Below are 18,279 nucleotides of genomic sequence, written 5' to 3'. Positions count from 1 at the left end.
CACGTGAAACCGCGTTCAGACGGCCAGGTAAATCCGCACGGCCGAAACATGGGGCGGTAGCGGCACCGCGCGCAGTCGATCGACCAGGCCGGCCTGGTCGACCGGCAGACGCAATTCGATTTCGATCATGCCGTCGAGATAGTGCAACCACGCCTGCTGTAACAGACCCGCCTGAGCGCCGAGTGCCGCGGCATAGGGCGCCAGCACCGACTGCCTGGATGGCAGGGCAAGATTGGCACCACCATCCTCCTGATCGGCGTCAATATGGATGGTGACATCGGTCAGATCAAACGCCTGCATCAGGCGCTGCTGTGCCCGCAGGCTGATCTGGTGCCCCTCGGAGACACTGATATGCCCCCCCACCAGCAAATGGGCGTCGACGATGACCGAGTCGCCCATTTTCCGCGTGCGCAGGTCATGGGCATCTACCACCCCCTCGGTCTGCAACAGCGTCTGGCGCATCGCCGCCAGCTGTTCGGGAGCCAGCCCGCGATCCATCAGATCCTGCAGGGCGTCATAGCCGAAATGCCAGCCCATGCGTGCCACCATCAGGCCAACCACCCCGGCAGCCAGCGGATCCAGCAATGGCCAGCCACTGAGGTTGCCGATGATCCCAACCGCCACCACCAGCGAAGACGCCGCATCGGAACGGGCATGCCAGGCATTGGCCGTCAGCATGCCCGAGTTCACCCGGCGCGCTACCAGCAGCATGTAGCGGAACAGGCCTTCTTTGGCCAGCAAGGCCACCAGTGCCACCCAGAGGGCCACCAGATGAACGCGCGGGATCAGGGCCGGATCGAGCAGTTTGTGGCCGGCACTCCACAACATGCCGGCCCCGACCACCAGCAACAGGGTGCCCAGCACCAGCGAGGCGGCGGTCTCAAAACGGAAATGGCCGTAGGGGTGATCCTGGTCAGCGGCCTTGTGACTGTATCGATTGGCGATCAGCACGACAAAATCGGCCAGCAGATCGGACAGGGAGTGAATGCCATCGGCGATCAGGCCACTGGAGTGCGCCAGCACGCCGGTGAGGATCTGACCGCAAGTCAACAGCAGATTGACCACGACACTGACCTGGGTACTCAGTCGTGCGGCCTGTTGCTTGTCGCTGCTCATGACACACCGGCCTCTGCAAGGGAAGGAGACGTCTGATTGTAGCAGTTGGCTGATGTATATCTCATTAGCTTAAATTATCGTAAATATTTAACACTGACATATAATCGCCCATTGCTTGTTTTGCCTAATGTCAGGAATTCCATGTCCACCATCCATGCCATTCTTTTTGCCATCATGCAGGGGATCAGTGAGCTGTTCCCGGTGAGCAGCCTGGGTCACGGTGTCGTACTGCCCGACTTGCTGCACTGGGGGCTGAATCGTGAGGATCCCGCCTTTCTGGCCTTTATGGTGATGCTGCATCTGGGCACAGCGCTGGCCTTGCTGGTTTACTTCCGCCGCGACTGGCTGGACCTGCTGGGCGGTTTTGTGCGTGCCGGCGGGCGCCCGGTGACGCCGGAATCACGCCTGGTCTGGCTACTGGTAGGGGGGACGTTGCCGGCCGGGCTGATCGGATTGTTGCTGGAGAAAAAACTGCGCGCCCTGTTCGGTTCGACCACGCTGGTGCTGGTGGTACTGATCATCAACGGCATCATCCTGATTGCCGGTGACATGTTGCGCCGGGGAGGCCGAGGCCGTTCGCTGGATGAGCTGAGCTTCTTCGGCTCACTGAAAATCGGCCTGATTCAGGCGCTGGCGCTGATCCCCGGGATTTCGCGCTCCGGCGTGACGCTGATTGCCGGTCTGAACGAAGGCCTGAGCTATGCCGCCGCCGCACGGTTTTCCTTTCTGCTGGCGACGCCGATCATTCTGGCGGCCGGCGTACTGGAAGTACCGAAGCTGCTGCATCAGGGCAGCCAGATTGCCATTGGCCTGGCGCTGGGCTGTGGTCTGCTGTCCGGCATCTGTGCCTATCTCAGCACCTGGGCGCTGATGCGCTATTTCAACAAGCACGAGATTCAGGCCCTGCGGCCATTCGGCTGGTATTGCATCGGCCTGGGGCTGGTCGGGTTGTTGCTGCGACTTCCGTAATCAATCGTTTTATCCGAGGTGTGATGTTTTATGGCTGAAGAGAAGAAGGAGCCCTGGCTCAATTATCTGGCGCTGACCACGGTGATTTTTGCCGTAGCCGCCACATTGTCGACGTTCAAGGGGGGCGGCTATTCCACCAAGAGTGTCATCAGTCAGGCGCAGGCTTCAGATCAGTGGGCGTTTTATCAGGCCAAGGCCATCAAGGGGGATCTGTATCAGGTGAACCGCGATGCCTTGAAAGTGACGCTGGATGCCCTGCCGTCCAATGCGCCGGCCGCCGCACGCAAGGTCTATCAGGACAAAATGGCCGAGTACGACAAGAAGATCGCCAAATACACCGGCGAGAAAGCCCAGATCATGCAGCAGGCACGGGCGCTGGAAGCGGCACGAGATCATGCCCAGCAGCAGGGCCGGCCATTTGGCGTGGCCGTGATTTTCCTGCAGGTAGCGATCCTGATTTCCTCGATTGCCGGTTTGTTCAAGCAGCGCCAGATCTGGTTTGCCGCACTGCCGGTCGGCTTGCTGGGTCTGCTGTATTTCGCTGATGGCTTTTTCCTGTTCATGTGAATCAGATGGTTGTCATTGGCAAGGAGCCGGCACAGCCGGCTCTTTTCTTTTTTCTTTCAGATATTTCCAGCCCGTTTTTGCCAGTCACCGGCATAATCTGTATCCTGTTTGAATATCCATATACAAAATAAATCCGTTGGTGGTGAAGCATGCTGGTGCTGGTCAAAAATCTGTTTTTCTCGTTGTTGCGTCCGATTGGCCTGGGGCACACCCGTGTCTGGTTTGGCGAATTGCGACCGATTATCACCATGTCAGCGCCACTGATCCTGTCGCAGGCCGCGCAAATCGGCATCATGTTCATCGACTCGGTACTGATGGGACGGCTTGGCCCGGAGCAGCTGGCCAGTGGCGCTCTGGCGCTCTCCAGCTACTTCTTTTGTCTGGTATTGATTGTGGGAATCACCTCGGCGGCAGGCAATCTGGTGGCCCTGGCGCATGGCCGTGGCGATCGGCGTGCCGTGGTGGCTGCCACGCGGGCGGGTCTGTTGGTCAGTACCCTGCTTTGCCTGTTGATCGGCACGCTGTTGTGGCATGCCGAGCCCATCATGCTGCTGCTTGGCCAGCAGGCCGATAATGCACACCGTGCCGCCGGCTTTCTGCGCATCCTGTTGTGGGGCATGCCGTTCAGCATTCTGTTTCTGACCCTGCGCAGCTTTGCCTCCGGCATCAGCAATCCGGGGCCGGTCCCCTTCATCACGGTTTCGTCGCTGTTTGTCGCTCCCGTGATCGGCTTTGTGCTGTCCCAGGGCGTGGGGCAATGGCCGGGTCTGGGCCTGAATGGCATCGCCGTGTCCTCAGTCATCACTTACGCCTACACCGGGCTGACCTTCATGCTGGTCATTGTGAAGAACCCGGTTTTTGCCCGCTATCAGCTGTTTGCCGGTCTGGAGCGATGTGACCTGACCACGATCCGGCCGCTGCTGAAGCTCGGCATTCCCACCTCGGGCACGCTGGCGATGGAGAGTGGGCTGTTTTCCGCCGCCGCCTATCTGATGGGTGCGCTGGGCACCGCCGATCTGGCTGCGCATCAGAGCATGATGCAGATGGTGATTGCCTGTTTCATCATCCCCATGGGGCTGATGCAGGGCACGTCGATGTGTGTGGGGCAGGCGGCCGGTGCCGGCGATTTCGTCCGGGTGCGCCATCTGGGCAGTCTCGGTCAGATGCTGGCGGTGCTGTGGGGCGGGTTGATGTCGCTGATTCTGCTGCTGTTCCCGCAACTGGTGCTGGCGCTGTTTCTGCCACTCAGTCATCCCGGGGCTCAGGAGGCCCGCGCCGTGGCGGTGACGCTGACGCCGATGGTAGCACTGCTGCTGATCTTCGATGGCTGGCAGACGATTGCCAGCGGGGTGCTGCGCGCACTCAAGGACGCTCACAGTACCCTGGTGATCTTTGCCTTTGGCTGCTGGGGCATCGGCATGCCGCTGGCCTGGTGGCTGTCACATCATCTGATCGGCGCGATGGGGGTCTGGGCAGGCATGTCCAGTGGCCTGGGCGTGGTCACGGTGCTGCTGATGCTGCGCTTCCGCCGGGTAGCGCATGAGCTGCAATCCTCGCAGCGCAAGCTGTGAACGGCCATCGATTGCCTTGAACAACCTTTAGCGGGTTTCTTCGTGGGTGCTGAGTTTCAGTGCCCAGTAGGCAGGACACCAGCCGGAAAGACCGGTCAGCAAGGGTACCAGTCCGAACCAGGCCCAGGGCGTCTGCGGGCCGAACAGCGCCAGACTGACGATGCCGGCGCCGATCAGGACCCGGATGATGCGCTCTGCCTTGCCTACATTGCGTTGCATGCTGCTTACTCCGCTTGTGCCCCGTGGCGGGGCCCGGTTCATTCGGACATGGCGGCCAGCAGTTCGGCCTGATGTTCAGCCGTCAGGGCGTCGGTCAGATCGCCCAGATCGCCATCCATGACATATTCCAGCTTGTACAGGGTCAGGTTGATGCGGTGGTCGGTGATGCGCCCCTGCGGGAAATTATAGGTACGAATGCGCTCGCTGCGATCCCCGGAGCCGACCAGGCTCTTGCGCGTGGCGGCTTCTTTCGCCTGTGCCTCACGCATGCGCGCATCCATGATGCGGGCGGCCAGCACCGACAAGGCACGGGCCTTGTTCTTGTGCTGAGAGCGGTCATCCTGGCATTCGACCACGATGCCGGTCGGCAGGTGGGTAATGCGCACCGCCGAGTCCGTCTTGTTGATGTGCTGACCACCGGCGCCGGATGCGCGGAAGGTATCGACCCGGATATCGGCCGGATTGATCTCGACTTCAGCCACTTCATCGGCTTCCGGCATCACCGCCACGGTGCAGGCCGAGGTATGGATGCGGCCCTGGGTCTCGGTGACGGGAACGCGTTGCACGCGATGTCCGCCCGACTCGAATTTCAGGCGCGAATAGGCACCGGCACCGATGATGCGGGCAATGACTTCCTTGTACCCCCCCAGATCGGACTCGGAAGCGGACACAATCTCCACCTGCCAGCGGTTGCGTTCTGCATAGCGGGTATACATGCGCAGCAGGTCGCCGGCGAACAGCGCCGCTTCGTCACCGCCGGTTCCGGCACGGATTTCCAGATAGATGTTGCGTTCGTCGTTCGGGTCTTTCGGCAACAGCAGCTTTTGCAGGTCGATGTCCAGCTGGTCCATGCGCTCGCGCGCGGCGTCGATTTCGGCCTGGGCAAACGCTTTCATGTCCGGATCGGACAACATGTCTTCGGCGGTGGCAATGTCGGTCTGGCACTGCAGCCAGGCCTGCCAGGCCTCGACCACGGGGGTCAGTTCGGCATGCTCGCGCGTCAGCCGGCGATATTGATCCATATCGTTGGTGACACTGGGCTGACCCAGCAGCTGGGTCACTTCTTCAAGCCGGTCGGCCAGTTGCGACAGTTTGGCTGCGATCGACGGTTTCATCAGGACTCCGGGTGCAAGCGGTAAATCCGCGCGACAGCCTGGCGCATGGCCTCGTGGTCTTCGCCACGCTGCGACAGTGCCTGGGTCGGCGGATGCATCAATTTGTTGGTGAGCTGGACCGAGAAGGCTTCCAGCACTTTTTCGGGTGACTCGCCTCGGGCGAGCTGCTTCAGGGCAGCCTCGAGCGCATGGCGGCGTAACCGTTCGCCTTCGTCGCGCAGGGCGCGGATCAGCGGCACACTCTGCCGCTGGCGCAACCACTGGCCGAACTCGTCGACACGCGACACGATAATGCCCTCGGCCTGTTCGGCGGCCACCTGTCGCGCCTCACGACCGACCTCGACCACCTCGGCGATGTCGTCGACGGTATAGAGGAAGACATCGGACAGACTGGCCACTTCGGGTTCGATGTCGCGCGGCACAGCCAGATCCAGCATGAACATCGGCCGGTGACGCCGGCGCTTGATGGCTCGCTCCACCAGGCCCTTGCCGACAATGGGCACCGGGCTGGCGGTGGAGGTCACGACCACATCGAAGCGTTCGAGCTGCTCATGCAGCTCGGCCAGGGTGATGGCCTGGCCATTGAGCTGCGCCGCCAGGGCTCGTCCGCGCTCCAGGGTGCGGTTGGCGACGGTAATGCCGGCAGGCTGGCGGGCAGCAAAGTGAGTTGCCACCAGCTCGATCATTTCGCCAGCGCCGATGAACAGCAGGTTGAGCTCGCCGATGGCCGGGAAGATCTGCTCGGCCAGACGCACGCCGGCGGCAGCCATCGATACCGAACTGGCACCGACAGCCGTTTTGCTGCGGACCTCTTTGGCCACGGAAAACGCCTGCTGGAACAGGGCATTGAGCTGGGTCCCCAGGGTACCGGCCTGCTGGGCCACCCGCACGGCATCCTTAAGCTGCCCCAGGATCTGGGTTTCCCCCAGTACCATCGAATCCAGGCCGCTGGCGACGCGAAAGGCGTGGCGGGCAACGTCGGCCGCATCGAGCCGGTACAGGTACGGTTCGATTTCGGCCGGAGACAGATGATGGAACTGGGCCAGCCAGGCAATGGCCGCCGCCGGATCCGGTGCCGCACAGTAGATTTCGGTGCGATTACAGGTCGAGACGATGGCCGCTTCGCTGGCGGCCTGGCTTTGCGTCAGCAGCCGCAGGGCTTCCGGCAGGATATCTGCCGGAAACGCCAGCTTTTCCCGGATTGCCAGCGGGGCGGTTTGATGGTTGAGACCGAAGGCCAGGAGATGCATGCGAACGTGCCGGACCGCGAATGAAAGGCGTTAGTTTAACTGATCTTGTATCACTCGTCCTGTCAGAGCCCGACGGCTATCGGCACGCCTAGCCGGCGTGCCGTTCACTTCACAGCACCAGCCCGGCGACCATGGCCGACAGAATGCTGACCAGGGTCGAGCCATAGACCAGTTTCAGACCAAATCGCGACACCATATTCCCGCGCTCTTCATCCAGGCCTTTGACGGCTCCGGCGATGATGCCGATCGAGCTGAAGTTGGCGAAAGAGACCAGGAATACCGACAGTGTCCCCAGGGTATAGGGCGACAACTGGGCGGCCTCCTTCTTGAGCGCCATCATGGCCACGAATTCGTTGGTGACCAGTTTGGTGGCCATGATGCTGCTGGCACGGAGAATCTCGCCCCCCGGAATGCCCATCAGCCAGGCCAGGGGATAGAACACATAGCCCAGCACATGCTGGAAATCGACGCCAAAGCACCAGGTGAACACATGGTTGACGGTGGCAATGATGGCAATAAAGCCGATCAGCATGGCCCCGACAATCACCGCCACCTTGAAGCCGGCCAGAATATAGTCGCCCAGCATCTCGAAAAACGACATGCGCGCCACATGGCTGGTGATCAGCTTGTCTTCATCTACGCTGGCATCGTAGGGGTTGATCAGCGACAGGATGATGAAGGTGCTGAACAGATTGAGGATCAGTGCGGTCACCACGAAGCGCGGCGCGATCAGTTGCATGTAGGAGCCGACGATGGACATCGAGACCGTGGACATCGCCGTGGCGGCCAGGGTGTACATGCGTTTTTCGCTGAAGCTGCCGATGATGTTTTTGTAGGCGATGAAGTTTTCCGACTGGCCGACGATCATGGCGCCTACGGCATTGAAGGATTCGATCTTGCCCATGCCGCTGAGCTTGGCCAGCACCAGGCCAATGCCGCGGATAACCCAGGGCAGGACACGCAGATGCTGCAGGATACCGATGAGTACCGAGATATAGACAATGGGCATCAGCACCATCAGGAAGAAGCTGAAGTCGCCCTGATTGAGCAGGCCGCCAAAGACAAAGCGGGTGCCCTCGCCGGCAAAGTTCATCAACTGGTCGAAGGTTTCGGCCATGCCTCCGACGGCGGCAAGGCCATAATCGGTATGCAACAGCACGTAAGCAATGGCCACTTCGGCCAGCAATAATTGCACTACATAACGGATCTTGATGTTTTTGCGGTCGCGGGCAACCAGCTGGGTCAGGACGAGGACGACCAGCAAACCCAGGAGAAACTGGACAATATGCATGATTCTAGTGACGGCTTTCGGATATCAGGGCACGAGGCGAACAGCAGAACCCGGTCGAGGGGGTAGGTCCGGGCGGCGCAAAAAAAGCGGCTATGCTACCTTGTCTTGACGCGAAGATAAACCCCTGTTTTCACATCATTACTGGTCATGCAAACGGCATTGGCGAGCCATGATCCAGCGCAACGCCGGCCATCGAGTTTGTCGCATCCGGCATCGTTCCGGCGGTAAGATACGGGCAGGAGGATTTGACATGTCGCTCAAGCTCGCTGACATCCGCCTGGATTACAGCAAAAAGGAATTATCGCCGGAGGAATGCCTGCCGGATGCCGTGGCTCAGTTTGAAGTCTGGCTCAACGAAGCGATCAGTGCCGAAGTGCCGGAACCAACCGCCATGCATGTTGCCTCGGTGGATGGCGATGGCCGCCCGAGTGCCCGCATCGTGCTGCTCAAGGGCGTGGAAGCCGGACAGTTTCTGTTCTATACCAACTATCTTAGTCGCAAGGGTCAGCAGATTGCCGGCAACCCCTTTGTGTCGCTGACCTTTTTCTGGCCGGAGCTGGAACGTCAGGTCCGTATTGAGGGTCAGGCCAGACCGCTGCCTGGCGAGGTTTCGGACGAGTATTTTGCCAGTCGCCCGTATACCAGCCGTCTCGGCGCCTGGGCATCCGAGCAGAGCACGGAAATCCCGTCCAAGGCCGAGCTGGTGAAACGTGCCGCCATGTTTGGCGTGCGCTATCCCTTCAAGGTGCCGCGCCCTCCGCACTGGGGGGGCTATGCGGTCATTCCTGATCGCATCGAGTTCTGGCAGGGCCGGCCAAGCCGCCTGCATGATCGTGTGCTGTATACCCTGCAGGCAGATGGCAACTGGCAGAAGGTACGCCTGGCGCCCTGATCTTGCCGCCCGCCTGTCCTTCCGGGCTGGCGGGTAGTTCCCCATTCCCGCCCATCGGACAGCTGTCAGGCTGTCACTTCATCCCGCTAGATAGTAGGCCTGCACGACCGCCGGTCGTGTACCAGTCCACCCCGATTTGACCCGTCGCGATTCGAGCGGCTGGTTCCGGGGCTATCGCTAGCGGAGACCGTAATGAAGAAAATGTCGGTTTGTATTGCCCTGTCCTTGTCCAGCATGCTGCAGCCGGCGCTGGCTGCCCGGCTGGTGGATATCCAGACGCTGCTGCGCCAGGGGGTTCGTCCTGCCCAGAACTTGCCGGCGGATTTTCAGCCGGTACGCAGCCAGTCGCTGCCGGGCGGCAAGGTCGTCACCCGCTATCAGCAATATTATCAAGGGGTTCCGGTGTGGGGTCAGGCGGTCATCGGGGTGCGCCAGCCGCAAATGGTTGGTTCCAGCAACCGATTTGACGGACAGGCCGTGACAGGTCTGAACGAAGAGCTGCCCTCGGTAAAGCCGACCCTGTCGGCCAGTCAGGTACTGGCGCAAGCCCGTGCCATGCAGGCGGCTGGACAGCCGGTGATCAATGAAAGTGCCCAGTTGCTGGTCCGGCTGGACCGGCACCAGAACGCCCAGTTGGTGTATCTGGTGTCGTACTTCATCCCGGCCAGCAAGCCGAGCCGTCCGTATTTCATCATCGATGCTCACAGTGGCAGCGTGCTCAAACAATGGAATGGCCTGACCCATCTGGATGCCACGGGCCCCGGCGGCAATCGTAAGACCGGCAAGTATGAGTTCGGCCAGCGCTATGGCTATCTGCCGGTCAGCGATGATTGCAATATGGATAACGGCACGGTCAAGGCCATTGATCTGCAGAACACCGAGAACACCAGCCTGCAGACCCCGTTTCACTTCACCTGCCCGCGTAATACGGCCGATCGCCAGATCAATGGCAGTTACGGTCCGATCAATGATGCCTACTACTTCGGCAATGCCGTGGTGAAGATGTACCGGAGCTGGCTGGGACTGGATCCGCTGAAAGGGCCGCTATATCTGCATGTGCATTACGGCAAACGCTATGAAAACGCCTTCTGGGATGGCAGCAGCATGAATTTCGGCGATGGTGGCCGCGAGCTGTTCCCCCTGGTCTCGGCCGATGTCACCGGCCACGAGATCAGCCATGGCTTTACCGAACAGAATTCAGGGCTGGTTTACGAGGGACAGTCCGGCGGCATCAACGAGGCGTTTTCGGACATCGCCGGGGCGGCTACCGAGTATTTCGTCAAGGGCAGCAACAGCTGGCTGATCGGCATGGACATCACCAAGGGCAAGAAACCGCTGCGCTTCATGGATCACCCTGCCGCAGACGGGCAATCGATCGAGAAGGCCGAGGATTTCCGTGAAGGCATGGACCCGCATGAAAGCAGCGGCGTCTTCAACCGGGCGTTCTATCTGCTGGTGCAAAGCAAGGGCTGGACGGTGCGCCGTGGCTTCGAAGTCTTCGCCGATGCCAACCGGCTCTACTGGAACCCCAATAGTGACTACAACCAGGCGTCTTGCGGGGTGATTCGTGCGGCCAGCGAACGCGGCTATGATCAGCAGGCCGTCACGTCCGCATTTGCCGAAGTAGGGGTGAGCTGCACCCAGGCACGCGGCTAAAAAAATCCGGCAAGCCTTTCGACTTGCCGGATGATGGCAGGCTCATGGCCGGACGCCGTGCTCAGGCATCGCTGATGGCCAGAATGTTCCACTTCTTGGGCAGCAACTTGCCGCGCTTGGCGCGTCGGCCCAGATATTCGGCCAGCGCCACCTTTTCCTCGCCGGCCTTGCCCCGCACGGACAGCACCGAGAGCTGTACCCTGTCACCTCGTGCCAGACCGATGGCTGTCAAGCGTTCGCCTTCATCCAGCTGCATCAGCATCAGGCCGCGTCCCTTGGCCAGATCACGCAATTCACCGGCACTGAAGGCCAGCAGGCGGCCATTGTCGGCGGCCGCCACCAGTTGCAGATCGACCTGGGCAATGTCCGTCGGTACCCGGACCGGAGCCAGCACGTCATCCCCCTGCTCCAGGGTGATGAAGGCCTTGCCGGCCTTCACCCGACCCGCCATGTCGGCCAGGGTGGCGATAAAGCCATAGCCGGAGGAACTGGCGACCACGTAACGGGCATTTTCGGCCGCCGACAGCATATGGCTGGGTTTGCCGTTGTCCTGGAGATCAATGAGCGAGGCCACCGGCACGCCATCGCCACGACCGGTAGGCACATCGGCAGCACTGACGGTATAGGCCCGGCCAAGGTTGTCCAGAACAACAATTGGCCATACCGTCCTTGTCTCCAGCACGGTGTGCAGGGCATCGCCGTCCTTGAAGGCCAGGGTCGACAGATCGAGGTTGTGGCCGACGCGGGCGCGCAGCCAGCCCTTCTGCGACAGGATGACGGTAATCGGCTCGTCGGCCACCGTCTGGGTCAACACGGCGCGTTGTGCCGCCTTGATCTCGGTACGACGGGCATCGCCATACCTGGCCGCATCGGCGCGGATTTCGTCGATGATCAGCTGACGTTTGGCATCCGGCGTATCCAGCAGGTGACGCAGTCCTTCGCGCTCTTCGCGCAGTTCGGACAGTTCCTTTTCCAGCTTGAAGCCTTCCAGTCGGGCCAATTGGCGCAGGCGGATTTCCAGGATGTCCTCGGCCTGGGCTTCGGAGAGGCCGAAGGCCTTGATCAGGTCCGGCTTGGGTTCATCCGACTCGCGAATGACGCGGATCACTTCATCGATGTGGATGAAGGCGATCATCCGGCCTTCGAGGATATGGATGCGCTTTTCCACCTGGGCCAGGCGGTGAGCCAGCCGGCGGGTGACGGTTTCACTGCGGAAGGCCAGCCAGTCCTGCAGGATGGCCTTGAGCCCCTTCTGGCCTGGACGGCCGTCCAGGCCGATCATCACCAGGTTGAGCGAGGCATTGCCTTCCAGGCTGGTCTGCGCCAGCAGCATCTGCACGAATTCTTCCGGATCCTGCCGGCTCGACTTGGGCTCGAACACCAGCCGCACCGGCTGGTTGCTGTCCGATTCGTCGCGCACGCGGTCGAGCATTGACAGCATCAGACTCTTGAGATTTTGCTGCTCCTGCGTCAGCGCCTTCTTGCCCGGGCGCGGCTTGGGGTTAGTGGCCTCTTCGATCTCGGCCAGCACTTTCTGCGCCGAACTGCCTGGCGGCAGTTCCGACACGATGATGCGCCATTGGCCGCGGGCCAGTCGTTCGACCTCCCAGCGGGCGCGTACGCGCACCGAACCACGCCCACTCTCATAGGCGGTCAGGATGTCCTCGCTGGGGGTAATGATCTGACCGCCGCCCGGAAAGTCCGGCCCCGGCACATACTGCATCAGTTCGCTGGTGCTCAGCTCGGGGTTTTCCAGCAGGGCAGCGGCCGCCTGGGCAACTTCGCTCAGGTTGTGCGGCGGAATTTCGGTGGCCAGGCCGACGGCAATGCCGGAGGCGCCGTTGAGCAGCAGCATCGGCAGACGGGCCGGCAGCAGGGCGGGTTCTTCGAAGGCACCATCGTAGTTGGGGACAAAATCCACCGTCCCCATGTCGATTTCCGACAACAGCAAGTCGGCAAAGGGGGTCAGGCGAGCCTCGGTATAACGCATGGCGGCGGCACCGTCGCCATCGCGGCTGCCGAAGTTGCCCTGGCCGTCGATCAGCGGATAGCGCAGGGTGAAGTCCTGCGCCATGCGGACCAGCGCCTCGTAGGCCGAGCTGTCACCATGGGGATGGTATTTGCCGAGGATTTCACCGACCACGCGCGCCGACTTGACCGGCTTGGCACCGGCAGTCAGCCCCATGTCGCGCATGGCGTACAGGATGCGGCGCTGCACCGGCTTCTGGCCATCGGCCACTTCGGGCAGGGCACGGCCCTTGACCACGCTCATCGCGTATTCCAGATAGGCGCGCTCGGCGTAGAGATCGAGGGCAATCCAGTCATCCCCGCTCTGGGCTGGCGGTTCGGCAGGAGGGGGAGGGGCTGGCGGCGTGCCTTCTGCAGTGGCAGTATCGAACAGGTCGCCGCTCAAATGATCTTGGTTATTCATTGGGCTTGGTCGCAATCATGTGGCCAACGGTAAACATTCTTAAGAGCAGGATTGTACATGGCAAGCTTACTGAATTGGCAATGTCACCGCTTCAACGATTTTTCCCTGGAGGGGCTGTACGCGATGTTGCGGCTGCGCGATCAGGTATTCGTGCTGGAGCAGCAGTCGATCTACGGTGACCTCGATAATCTCGACCAGCCGGCCTGGCATGTCTGTGGTCACGATGCCAGGGGACAGCTGCTGGCCTATGCCCGCCTGCTGGCACCGGGCGATAAATATGAACACGCCGTGGCCATCACCCGGGTGGTGGTCGACCCGTCCCTGCGCGGACAGGGCGTGGGGCGCCAGTTGCTGGCCGAATCCCTGCGCCAGGCTGAACAGCGTTTTCCGACGGTGATGCAAAAGCTGTCGGCCCAGGTTTCGGCGCTGGCATTTTATGAGTCCTTTGGGTTCGTCGTGGCTTCCGCGCCTTATGACGACGGCGGCATCATGCATTGCGACATGACGCGGGCCGTACACTGAGCTCGCCGCCGCAGTATCTTCACGTAAAGACAATCCAAAAGCCTGTAATTTTTCAACTACATGACAATATCGTAGCGCATTTTCCCCTCTGCACCCGCGCCGCCAAGCCCTTTAGCACACCGGCATGGCAGCGCGGTTTTCTCGGCTTTCCCCAGCCTGCCGGTTGCCTGATCAGGGTAAAATCGGCGATAATTGCATGATTTTTCAATGGTTGGCTCCCTGGAGCCGGTCTTTGTTCACGTTCTTCACAGTCTCGAGGTTTCTTCCGCATGGTCTCCAGAACCGAGCTCGCCAATGCCATCCGTTTCCTTGCCATGGACGCGGTGGAAAAAGCTAAATCCGGCCACCCCGGCATGCCGATGGGCATGGCCGATATCGCCGAAGTCCTGTGGCGCGACCACCTGAAACACAGCCCGACCCAACCGCTGTGGGCCAACCGCGATCGTTTCGTGCTGTCCAACGGCCACGGCTCGATGCTGCTGTACAGCCTGCTGCATCTCACCGGTTACCGCCTCTCGATCGACGACCTGAAGAACTTCCGCCAGCTGCATGCCAAAACCCCGGGTCACCCGGAGTATGGCTATGCCGAAGGCGTCGAGACCACCACCGGCCCGCTGGGCCAGGGCATCTGCAATGCAGTCGGCATGGCGCTGGCAGAAAAAATGCTGGCCGCCGAGTTCAACCGCCCGGGCCATACCATTGTCGACCACCACACCTGGGTCTTCCTCGGCGACGGCTGCCTGATGGAAGGCATTTCGCACGAAGCCTGCTCGCTGGCCGGCACCTGGGGTCTGAACAAGCTGATCGCCTTCTACGACGATAATGGCATCTCGATTGACGGCGACGTCGACGGCTGGTTCACCGACGACACCCCGGGGCGCTTCGCTGCCTACGGCTGGCAGGTCATCCCCAACGTCAATGGCCATGACCCGAAGGAAATCGCCATTGCCATCGATACCGCCAAGAAATCGGACCGCCCGACCCTGATCTGCTGCAAGACCAAGATCGGCTTTGGCGCACCGAACAAGCAGGGTGGCCACGATGTGCATGGCGCACCGCTGGGTGCCGCAGAAATCAGCGCCGCCCGCGAGTACCTCAAGTGGCCGCACGCGCCGTTCGAGATCCCGGCCGACATCCGCGCGGCCTGGAACGCGGAAGAAGCCGGCAAGGCCCGTGTGGCCGAGTGGGATCAGCGCTTTGCCGCCTATCGCGCCGCCTTCCCGCAGGAGGCCGCCGAATTCGAACGCCGCATGCAGCGCGAGCTGCCGGCAGGCTGGACCGACCATGTCGCCGCCAAGATCGAGCAGGCCAATGCCAAGGCAGAGACCATCGCCACCCGCAAGGCCTCGCAGAATGCCATCGCCGCCCTGGCCGAAGCGCTGCCGGAGCTGGTCGGTGGTTCGGCTGACCTGACGCCGTCGAATCTGACCAACTGGCCGGCAGCCAAGTCGTTCACCGGGGAAGGTGCCGCCAACTATCTCCACTATGGCGTGCGCGAGTTCGGCATGGCCGCCATCATGAACGGCATGACGCTGCATGGTGGTCTGAAGCCGTTCGGCGCTACCTTCCTGATGTTCAGCGAATATGCGCGCAATGCGCTGCGCATGGCCGCGCTGATGAAGATCAATCCGGTATTCGTGTTTACCCACGATTCGATCGGTCTGGGCGAAGATGGCCCGACCCACCAGCCGGTAGAACAGATCTCGACCCTGCGCATGATCCCGAACATGGCCGTATGGCGTCCTTGCGACACCGTCGAGTCCATGGTGGCGTGGGCCGAGGCACTGTCGGCCAAGGATCATCCGAGCTGCCTGATCTTCAGCCGTCAGAACCTGCCTTTCGTTGCCCGCGATCAGGCCACCATCGACAACATCAAGCGCGGCGGCTATGTGATTCGCGATGCCGCCAGCCCGCGCGCCGTTCTGCTGGCGACCGGTTCGGAAGTCGAACTGGCGCTCAAGGCAGCCGAGCAGCTGGCGAGCCAGGGCGTGGCGGTTCGCGTGGTCTCCATGCCGTGCACCAATGCCTTCGACCAGCAGGACAAGGCCTACCGCGCCTCGGTGCTGCCCGCCGGCGTACCGCGCCTGGCCATCGAAGCCGGTGTCAGCAGCTTCTGGCGCCAGTATGTCGGCCTGGAAGGCGACGTGATCGGCATCGACCGCTTCGGCGAATCGGCGCCGGCCGGCGAGCTGTTCAAACTGTTCGGCTTCACTGTCGACAACGTGGTCGCCAAGACCCTGTCGTTGATCGAGCAATAAGTTGTCTGCAAGCCGCCCCTGACCGGGCGGCTTTTTTACACCAGGTTTCACGTGAAACCTGAGGGCTCTGTTGAGGGAGCCTTCACTGCACTTCCGGGAGATTAAAAGAAATGACCATCCGTATCGCGATCAATGGCTACGGCCGTATCGGCCGTCAGGTACTGCGCGCCATCTACGAATACGACCTTGACAAGGAATTCGAGGTTGTAGCCGTCAATGCCAGCGGAGACCTTGCCACCAACGCGCACATCACCAAATTTGATACGGTTCACGGACGCTTCCCGGCCGACATCGGCCATGACGAACATCACCTGCTGATCAATGGCAAGGCGATTCCGTTTTTCAGCACGCGCGATCCGTCGCTGCTGCCCTGGAAGGAACTGAATGTCGATCTGGTGATGGAATGTACCGGGTCATTTACCAGCAAGGCCAAGTGCCAGGCTCACCTGCAGGCCGGTGCCAAAAAAGTGCTGATTTCCGCACCGGGCGGGGACGATGTCGACGCCACCGTGGTGTATGGCGTCAACCATGCCGTGCTCAGGCCCGAGATGACGGTCGTGTCGAATGCTTCCTGCACCACCAACTGCCTGGCGCCGGTCGCCAAGGCGCTTCACGACGAGATCGGCATCGTCAAGGGGCTGATGACCACCATCCACGCCTTTACCAATGACCAGGTACTGACCGACGTCCGTCACAAGGACCTGCGTCGCGCCCGCTCGGCAGTCCAGAACATGATCCCGACCAAGACCGGCGCCGCCAAGGCCGTGGGCCTGGTGTTGCCGGAACTGGCAGGTCGCCTGGACGGCTTCTCGGTTCGCGTACCAACCATCAATGTCTCGCTGATCGACCTGACTTTTGAGTCGGCCCGCAAGACCAGCAAGGACGAAGTCAATGCCGTGGTGCGAGCCGCGGCGGAAGGTTCGATGAAGGGGGTTCTGGGTTACAACACCCTGCCGCTGGTCTCCATGGACTTCAACCACACCACCGAGCCGTCGACCTTTGATGCCACACTGACCAAGGTCACTCACGGAAATATGGTGAAAGTCCTCGCTTGGTACGACAATGAGTGGGGTTTCAGCTGTCAAATGCTGAATACCGCGCGCGCCATGTTTGCCGCCTGAGCCTATGTAGCTCGATGACCGGATCTGTCTCGGCAGGTCCGGATCTGGCGGGGCGCAAAGACGTTTGTCTCATCTGAACAACCAGGACTGAAAAATGGAATTCAAGAAACTGACTGATCTGGATCTGCACGGCAAGCGCGTGCTGATCCGCGTAGACATGAACGTACCGGTCAAGGATGGCGTACTCGGCGACGATACCCGCATCCGTGCCTCCCTGCCTTCCATCGAGCATGCATTGGGCCAGGGGGCCGGCGTGCTGCTGATGACCCACCTCGGCCGGCCGACGGAAGGCGAGCCCAAGCCGGAAGACAGCCTGGCACCGGTGGCCGTACGTCTGTCCGAACTGCTGGGCCGTCCGGTACGACTGGTGGCCGACTGGCAGACCGGCGTCAGCGTCGCGGCTGGCGAAGTGGTCATGCTGGAGAACGTACGCCTGAACAAGGGCGAGAAAAAGAACAATGCCGACCTGGGCCGCGCCTATGCCGCCCTGTGCGACATTTTCGTCAATGATGCCTTCGGTACCGCTCACCGTGCCGAGGCCTCGACACATGCCGTTGCCGCGGCGGCGCCGGTGGCCTGCGCCGGCCTGCTGCTGTCGGCCGAGCTGGATGCCCTGGGCAAGGCCCTGGAACACCCGGCCCATCCGCTGGTGGCCATCGTGGCCGGCTCCAAGGTCTCGACCAAGCTGACGATCCTCGAAGCGCTGGCCGACAAGGTCGATCAACTGATCGTCGGTGGCGGCATTGCCAATACCTTCCTGCTGGCAGAAGGCCACAATATCGGCAAGTCGCTGTGCGAACCGGATCTGGTCGATCAGGCCCGTACCGTGATCGCCAAGATCCGCGCCCGCGGTGGCAATGTGCCGCTGCCGAGCGATGTGGTGTGCGCGACCGAGTTCTCGGCATCGGCACCGGCCACGCTGAAGAACATCAAGGATGTCAGCGCTGACGACATGATCCTGGATATCGGCCCGGATTCGGCCGCCGAGCTGGGCAAGCTGATTGCCAAGGCCGGCACCGTGGTCTGGAACGGCCCGGTCGGTGTGTTTGAGTTTGAAGCCTTCAGCCATGGCACGCGCACGCTGGCGCAGGCAATCGCCGATGCTGACGCGTTCTCGATCGCCGGCGGTGGAGACACCCTGGCGGCGATTGCCCAGTTCGGCATCACCGACCGCATCAGCTATATCTCCACCGGTGGCGGCGCCTTCCTGGAATTCCTTGAAGGCAAGGAACTGCCGGCTGTTGCCATTCTGGAACAACGCGCTCGCGGTTGATCGTGTATGAAGAAAAGGGGTGGCTGAC

The 18,279-nt window shown here is 61.4% G+C and carries 15 protein-coding genes; 9 read left to right on the top strand and 6 right to left on the bottom strand.

From position 1 onward, the window contains the following. Positions 1–15 precede the first annotated feature (15 nt). Complete coding sequence (locus JNO51_RS16745) at positions 16–1,116, bottom strand: cation diffusion facilitator family transporter (protein WP_215779583.1); 1,101 nt, start codon at positions 1,114–1,116, stop codon at positions 16–18. A 141-nt stretch (positions 1,117–1,257) separates the two neighbouring features. Here JNO51_RS16745 and JNO51_RS16740 point away from each other — a divergent pair, with 141 nt between their 5' ends. The 3 genes from JNO51_RS16740 to JNO51_RS16730 all read left to right on the top strand — a co-directional run bounded on the left by JNO51_RS16740 (position 1,258) and on the right by JNO51_RS16730 (position 4,223). After that, entirely contained in the window at positions 1,258–2,085 is an 828-nt protein-coding gene (locus JNO51_RS16740; protein ID WP_215779581.1) for an undecaprenyl-diphosphate phosphatase, read from the top strand. 30 nt (positions 2,086–2,115) lie between these two features. Beyond that, positions 2,116–2,652 (top strand): DUF4337 domain-containing protein, encoded by a 537-nt coding sequence (locus tag JNO51_RS16735; protein WP_215779579.1) that lies wholly within the window; start codon positions 2,116–2,118, stop codon positions 2,650–2,652. 149 nt (positions 2,653–2,801) lie between these two features. Beyond that, positions 2,802–4,223: an MATE family efflux transporter gene (locus JNO51_RS16730; RefSeq protein WP_215779577.1), complete on the top strand. Its 1,422-nt coding sequence runs from the start codon at positions 2,802–2,804 to the stop codon at positions 4,221–4,223. Between the two features lie 27 nt (positions 4,224–4,250). On the opposite strand, the gene JNO51_RS16725 is transcribed toward JNO51_RS16730, so the two are convergent. From JNO51_RS16725 to JNO51_RS16710, 4 genes are all read right to left on the bottom strand, one after another. Beyond that, on the bottom strand, positions 4,251–4,442 hold the full coding sequence (locus JNO51_RS16725; protein ID WP_215779575.1) for a DUF2892 domain-containing protein: 192 nt from the start codon (positions 4,440–4,442) through the stop codon (positions 4,251–4,253). Between the two features lie 38 nt (positions 4,443–4,480). Further along, entirely contained in the window at positions 4,481–5,557 is a 1,077-nt protein-coding gene (prfA, locus tag JNO51_RS16720) for a peptide chain release factor 1 (RefSeq protein WP_215779572.1), read from the bottom strand. Next, positions 5,557–6,807 carry a glutamyl-tRNA reductase gene (gene hemA, locus JNO51_RS16715; protein WP_215779569.1) on the bottom strand — a complete coding sequence of 417 codons (1,251 nt, stop codon included), beginning with the start codon at positions 6,805–6,807 and terminating at the stop codon, positions 5,557–5,559. Before hemA ends, prfA begins: the two co-directional genes overlap by 1 nt. Before the next feature lie 109 nt (positions 6,808–6,916). Continuing rightward, complete coding sequence (locus JNO51_RS16710) at positions 6,917–8,098, bottom strand: NupC/NupG family nucleoside CNT transporter (RefSeq protein WP_215779567.1); 1,182 nt, start codon at positions 8,096–8,098, stop codon at positions 6,917–6,919. A 250-nt stretch (positions 8,099–8,348) separates the two neighbouring features. Here JNO51_RS16710 and pdxH point away from each other — a divergent pair, with 250 nt between their 5' ends. After that, a complete protein-coding gene (gene pdxH, locus JNO51_RS16705; RefSeq protein ID WP_215779563.1) occupies positions 8,349–8,990 on the top strand; it encodes a pyridoxamine 5'-phosphate oxidase in 642 nt (213 codons plus the stop codon). Positions 8,991–9,182: 192 nt separating this feature from the next. Continuing rightward, a complete protein-coding gene (locus JNO51_RS16700) occupies positions 9,183–10,646 on the top strand; it encodes a M4 family metallopeptidase (RefSeq protein ID WP_215779561.1) in 1,464 nt (487 codons plus the stop codon). A 61-nt stretch (positions 10,647–10,707) separates the two neighbouring features. On the opposite strand, the gene parC is transcribed toward JNO51_RS16700, so the two are convergent. Then, positions 10,708–13,077, bottom strand: coding sequence for a DNA topoisomerase IV subunit A (parC, locus tag JNO51_RS16695; protein WP_215779559.1), 2,370 nt, complete (start codon positions 13,075–13,077; stop codon positions 10,708–10,710). Between the two features lie 57 nt (positions 13,078–13,134). Here parC and JNO51_RS16690 point away from each other — a divergent pair, with 57 nt between their 5' ends. The 4 genes from JNO51_RS16690 to JNO51_RS16675 all read left to right on the top strand — a co-directional run bounded on the left by JNO51_RS16690 (position 13,135) and on the right by JNO51_RS16675 (position 18,251). After that, entirely contained in the window at positions 13,135–13,599 is a 465-nt protein-coding gene (locus JNO51_RS16690; protein WP_215779557.1) for a GNAT family N-acetyltransferase, read from the top strand. 269 nt (positions 13,600–13,868) lie between these two features. Next, positions 13,869–15,857 (top strand): transketolase, encoded by a 1,989-nt coding sequence (tkt, locus tag JNO51_RS16685; protein WP_215779555.1) that lies wholly within the window; start codon positions 13,869–13,871, stop codon positions 15,855–15,857. Positions 15,858–15,967: 110 nt separating this feature from the next. Next, a complete protein-coding gene (gene gap, locus JNO51_RS16680; RefSeq protein WP_215779553.1) occupies positions 15,968–16,978 on the top strand; it encodes a type I glyceraldehyde-3-phosphate dehydrogenase in 1,011 nt (336 codons plus the stop codon). A gap of 94 nt (positions 16,979–17,072) precedes the next feature. Further along, on the top strand, positions 17,073–18,251 hold the full coding sequence (locus JNO51_RS16675) for a phosphoglycerate kinase (protein ID WP_215779551.1): 1,179 nt from the start codon (positions 17,073–17,075) through the stop codon (positions 18,249–18,251). The last annotated feature ends 28 nt before the right edge of the window (positions 18,252–18,279 follow it).

The sequence above is a fragment of the Paludibacterium sp. B53371 genome (assembly GCF_018802765.1).
Classification (GTDB): Bacteria; Pseudomonadota; Gammaproteobacteria; order Burkholderiales; family Chromobacteriaceae; genus Paludibacterium.
The sequence above is the reverse complement of the archived record's forward strand: the minus strand, read 5'-3'. Positions and strand labels throughout refer to the sequence as shown.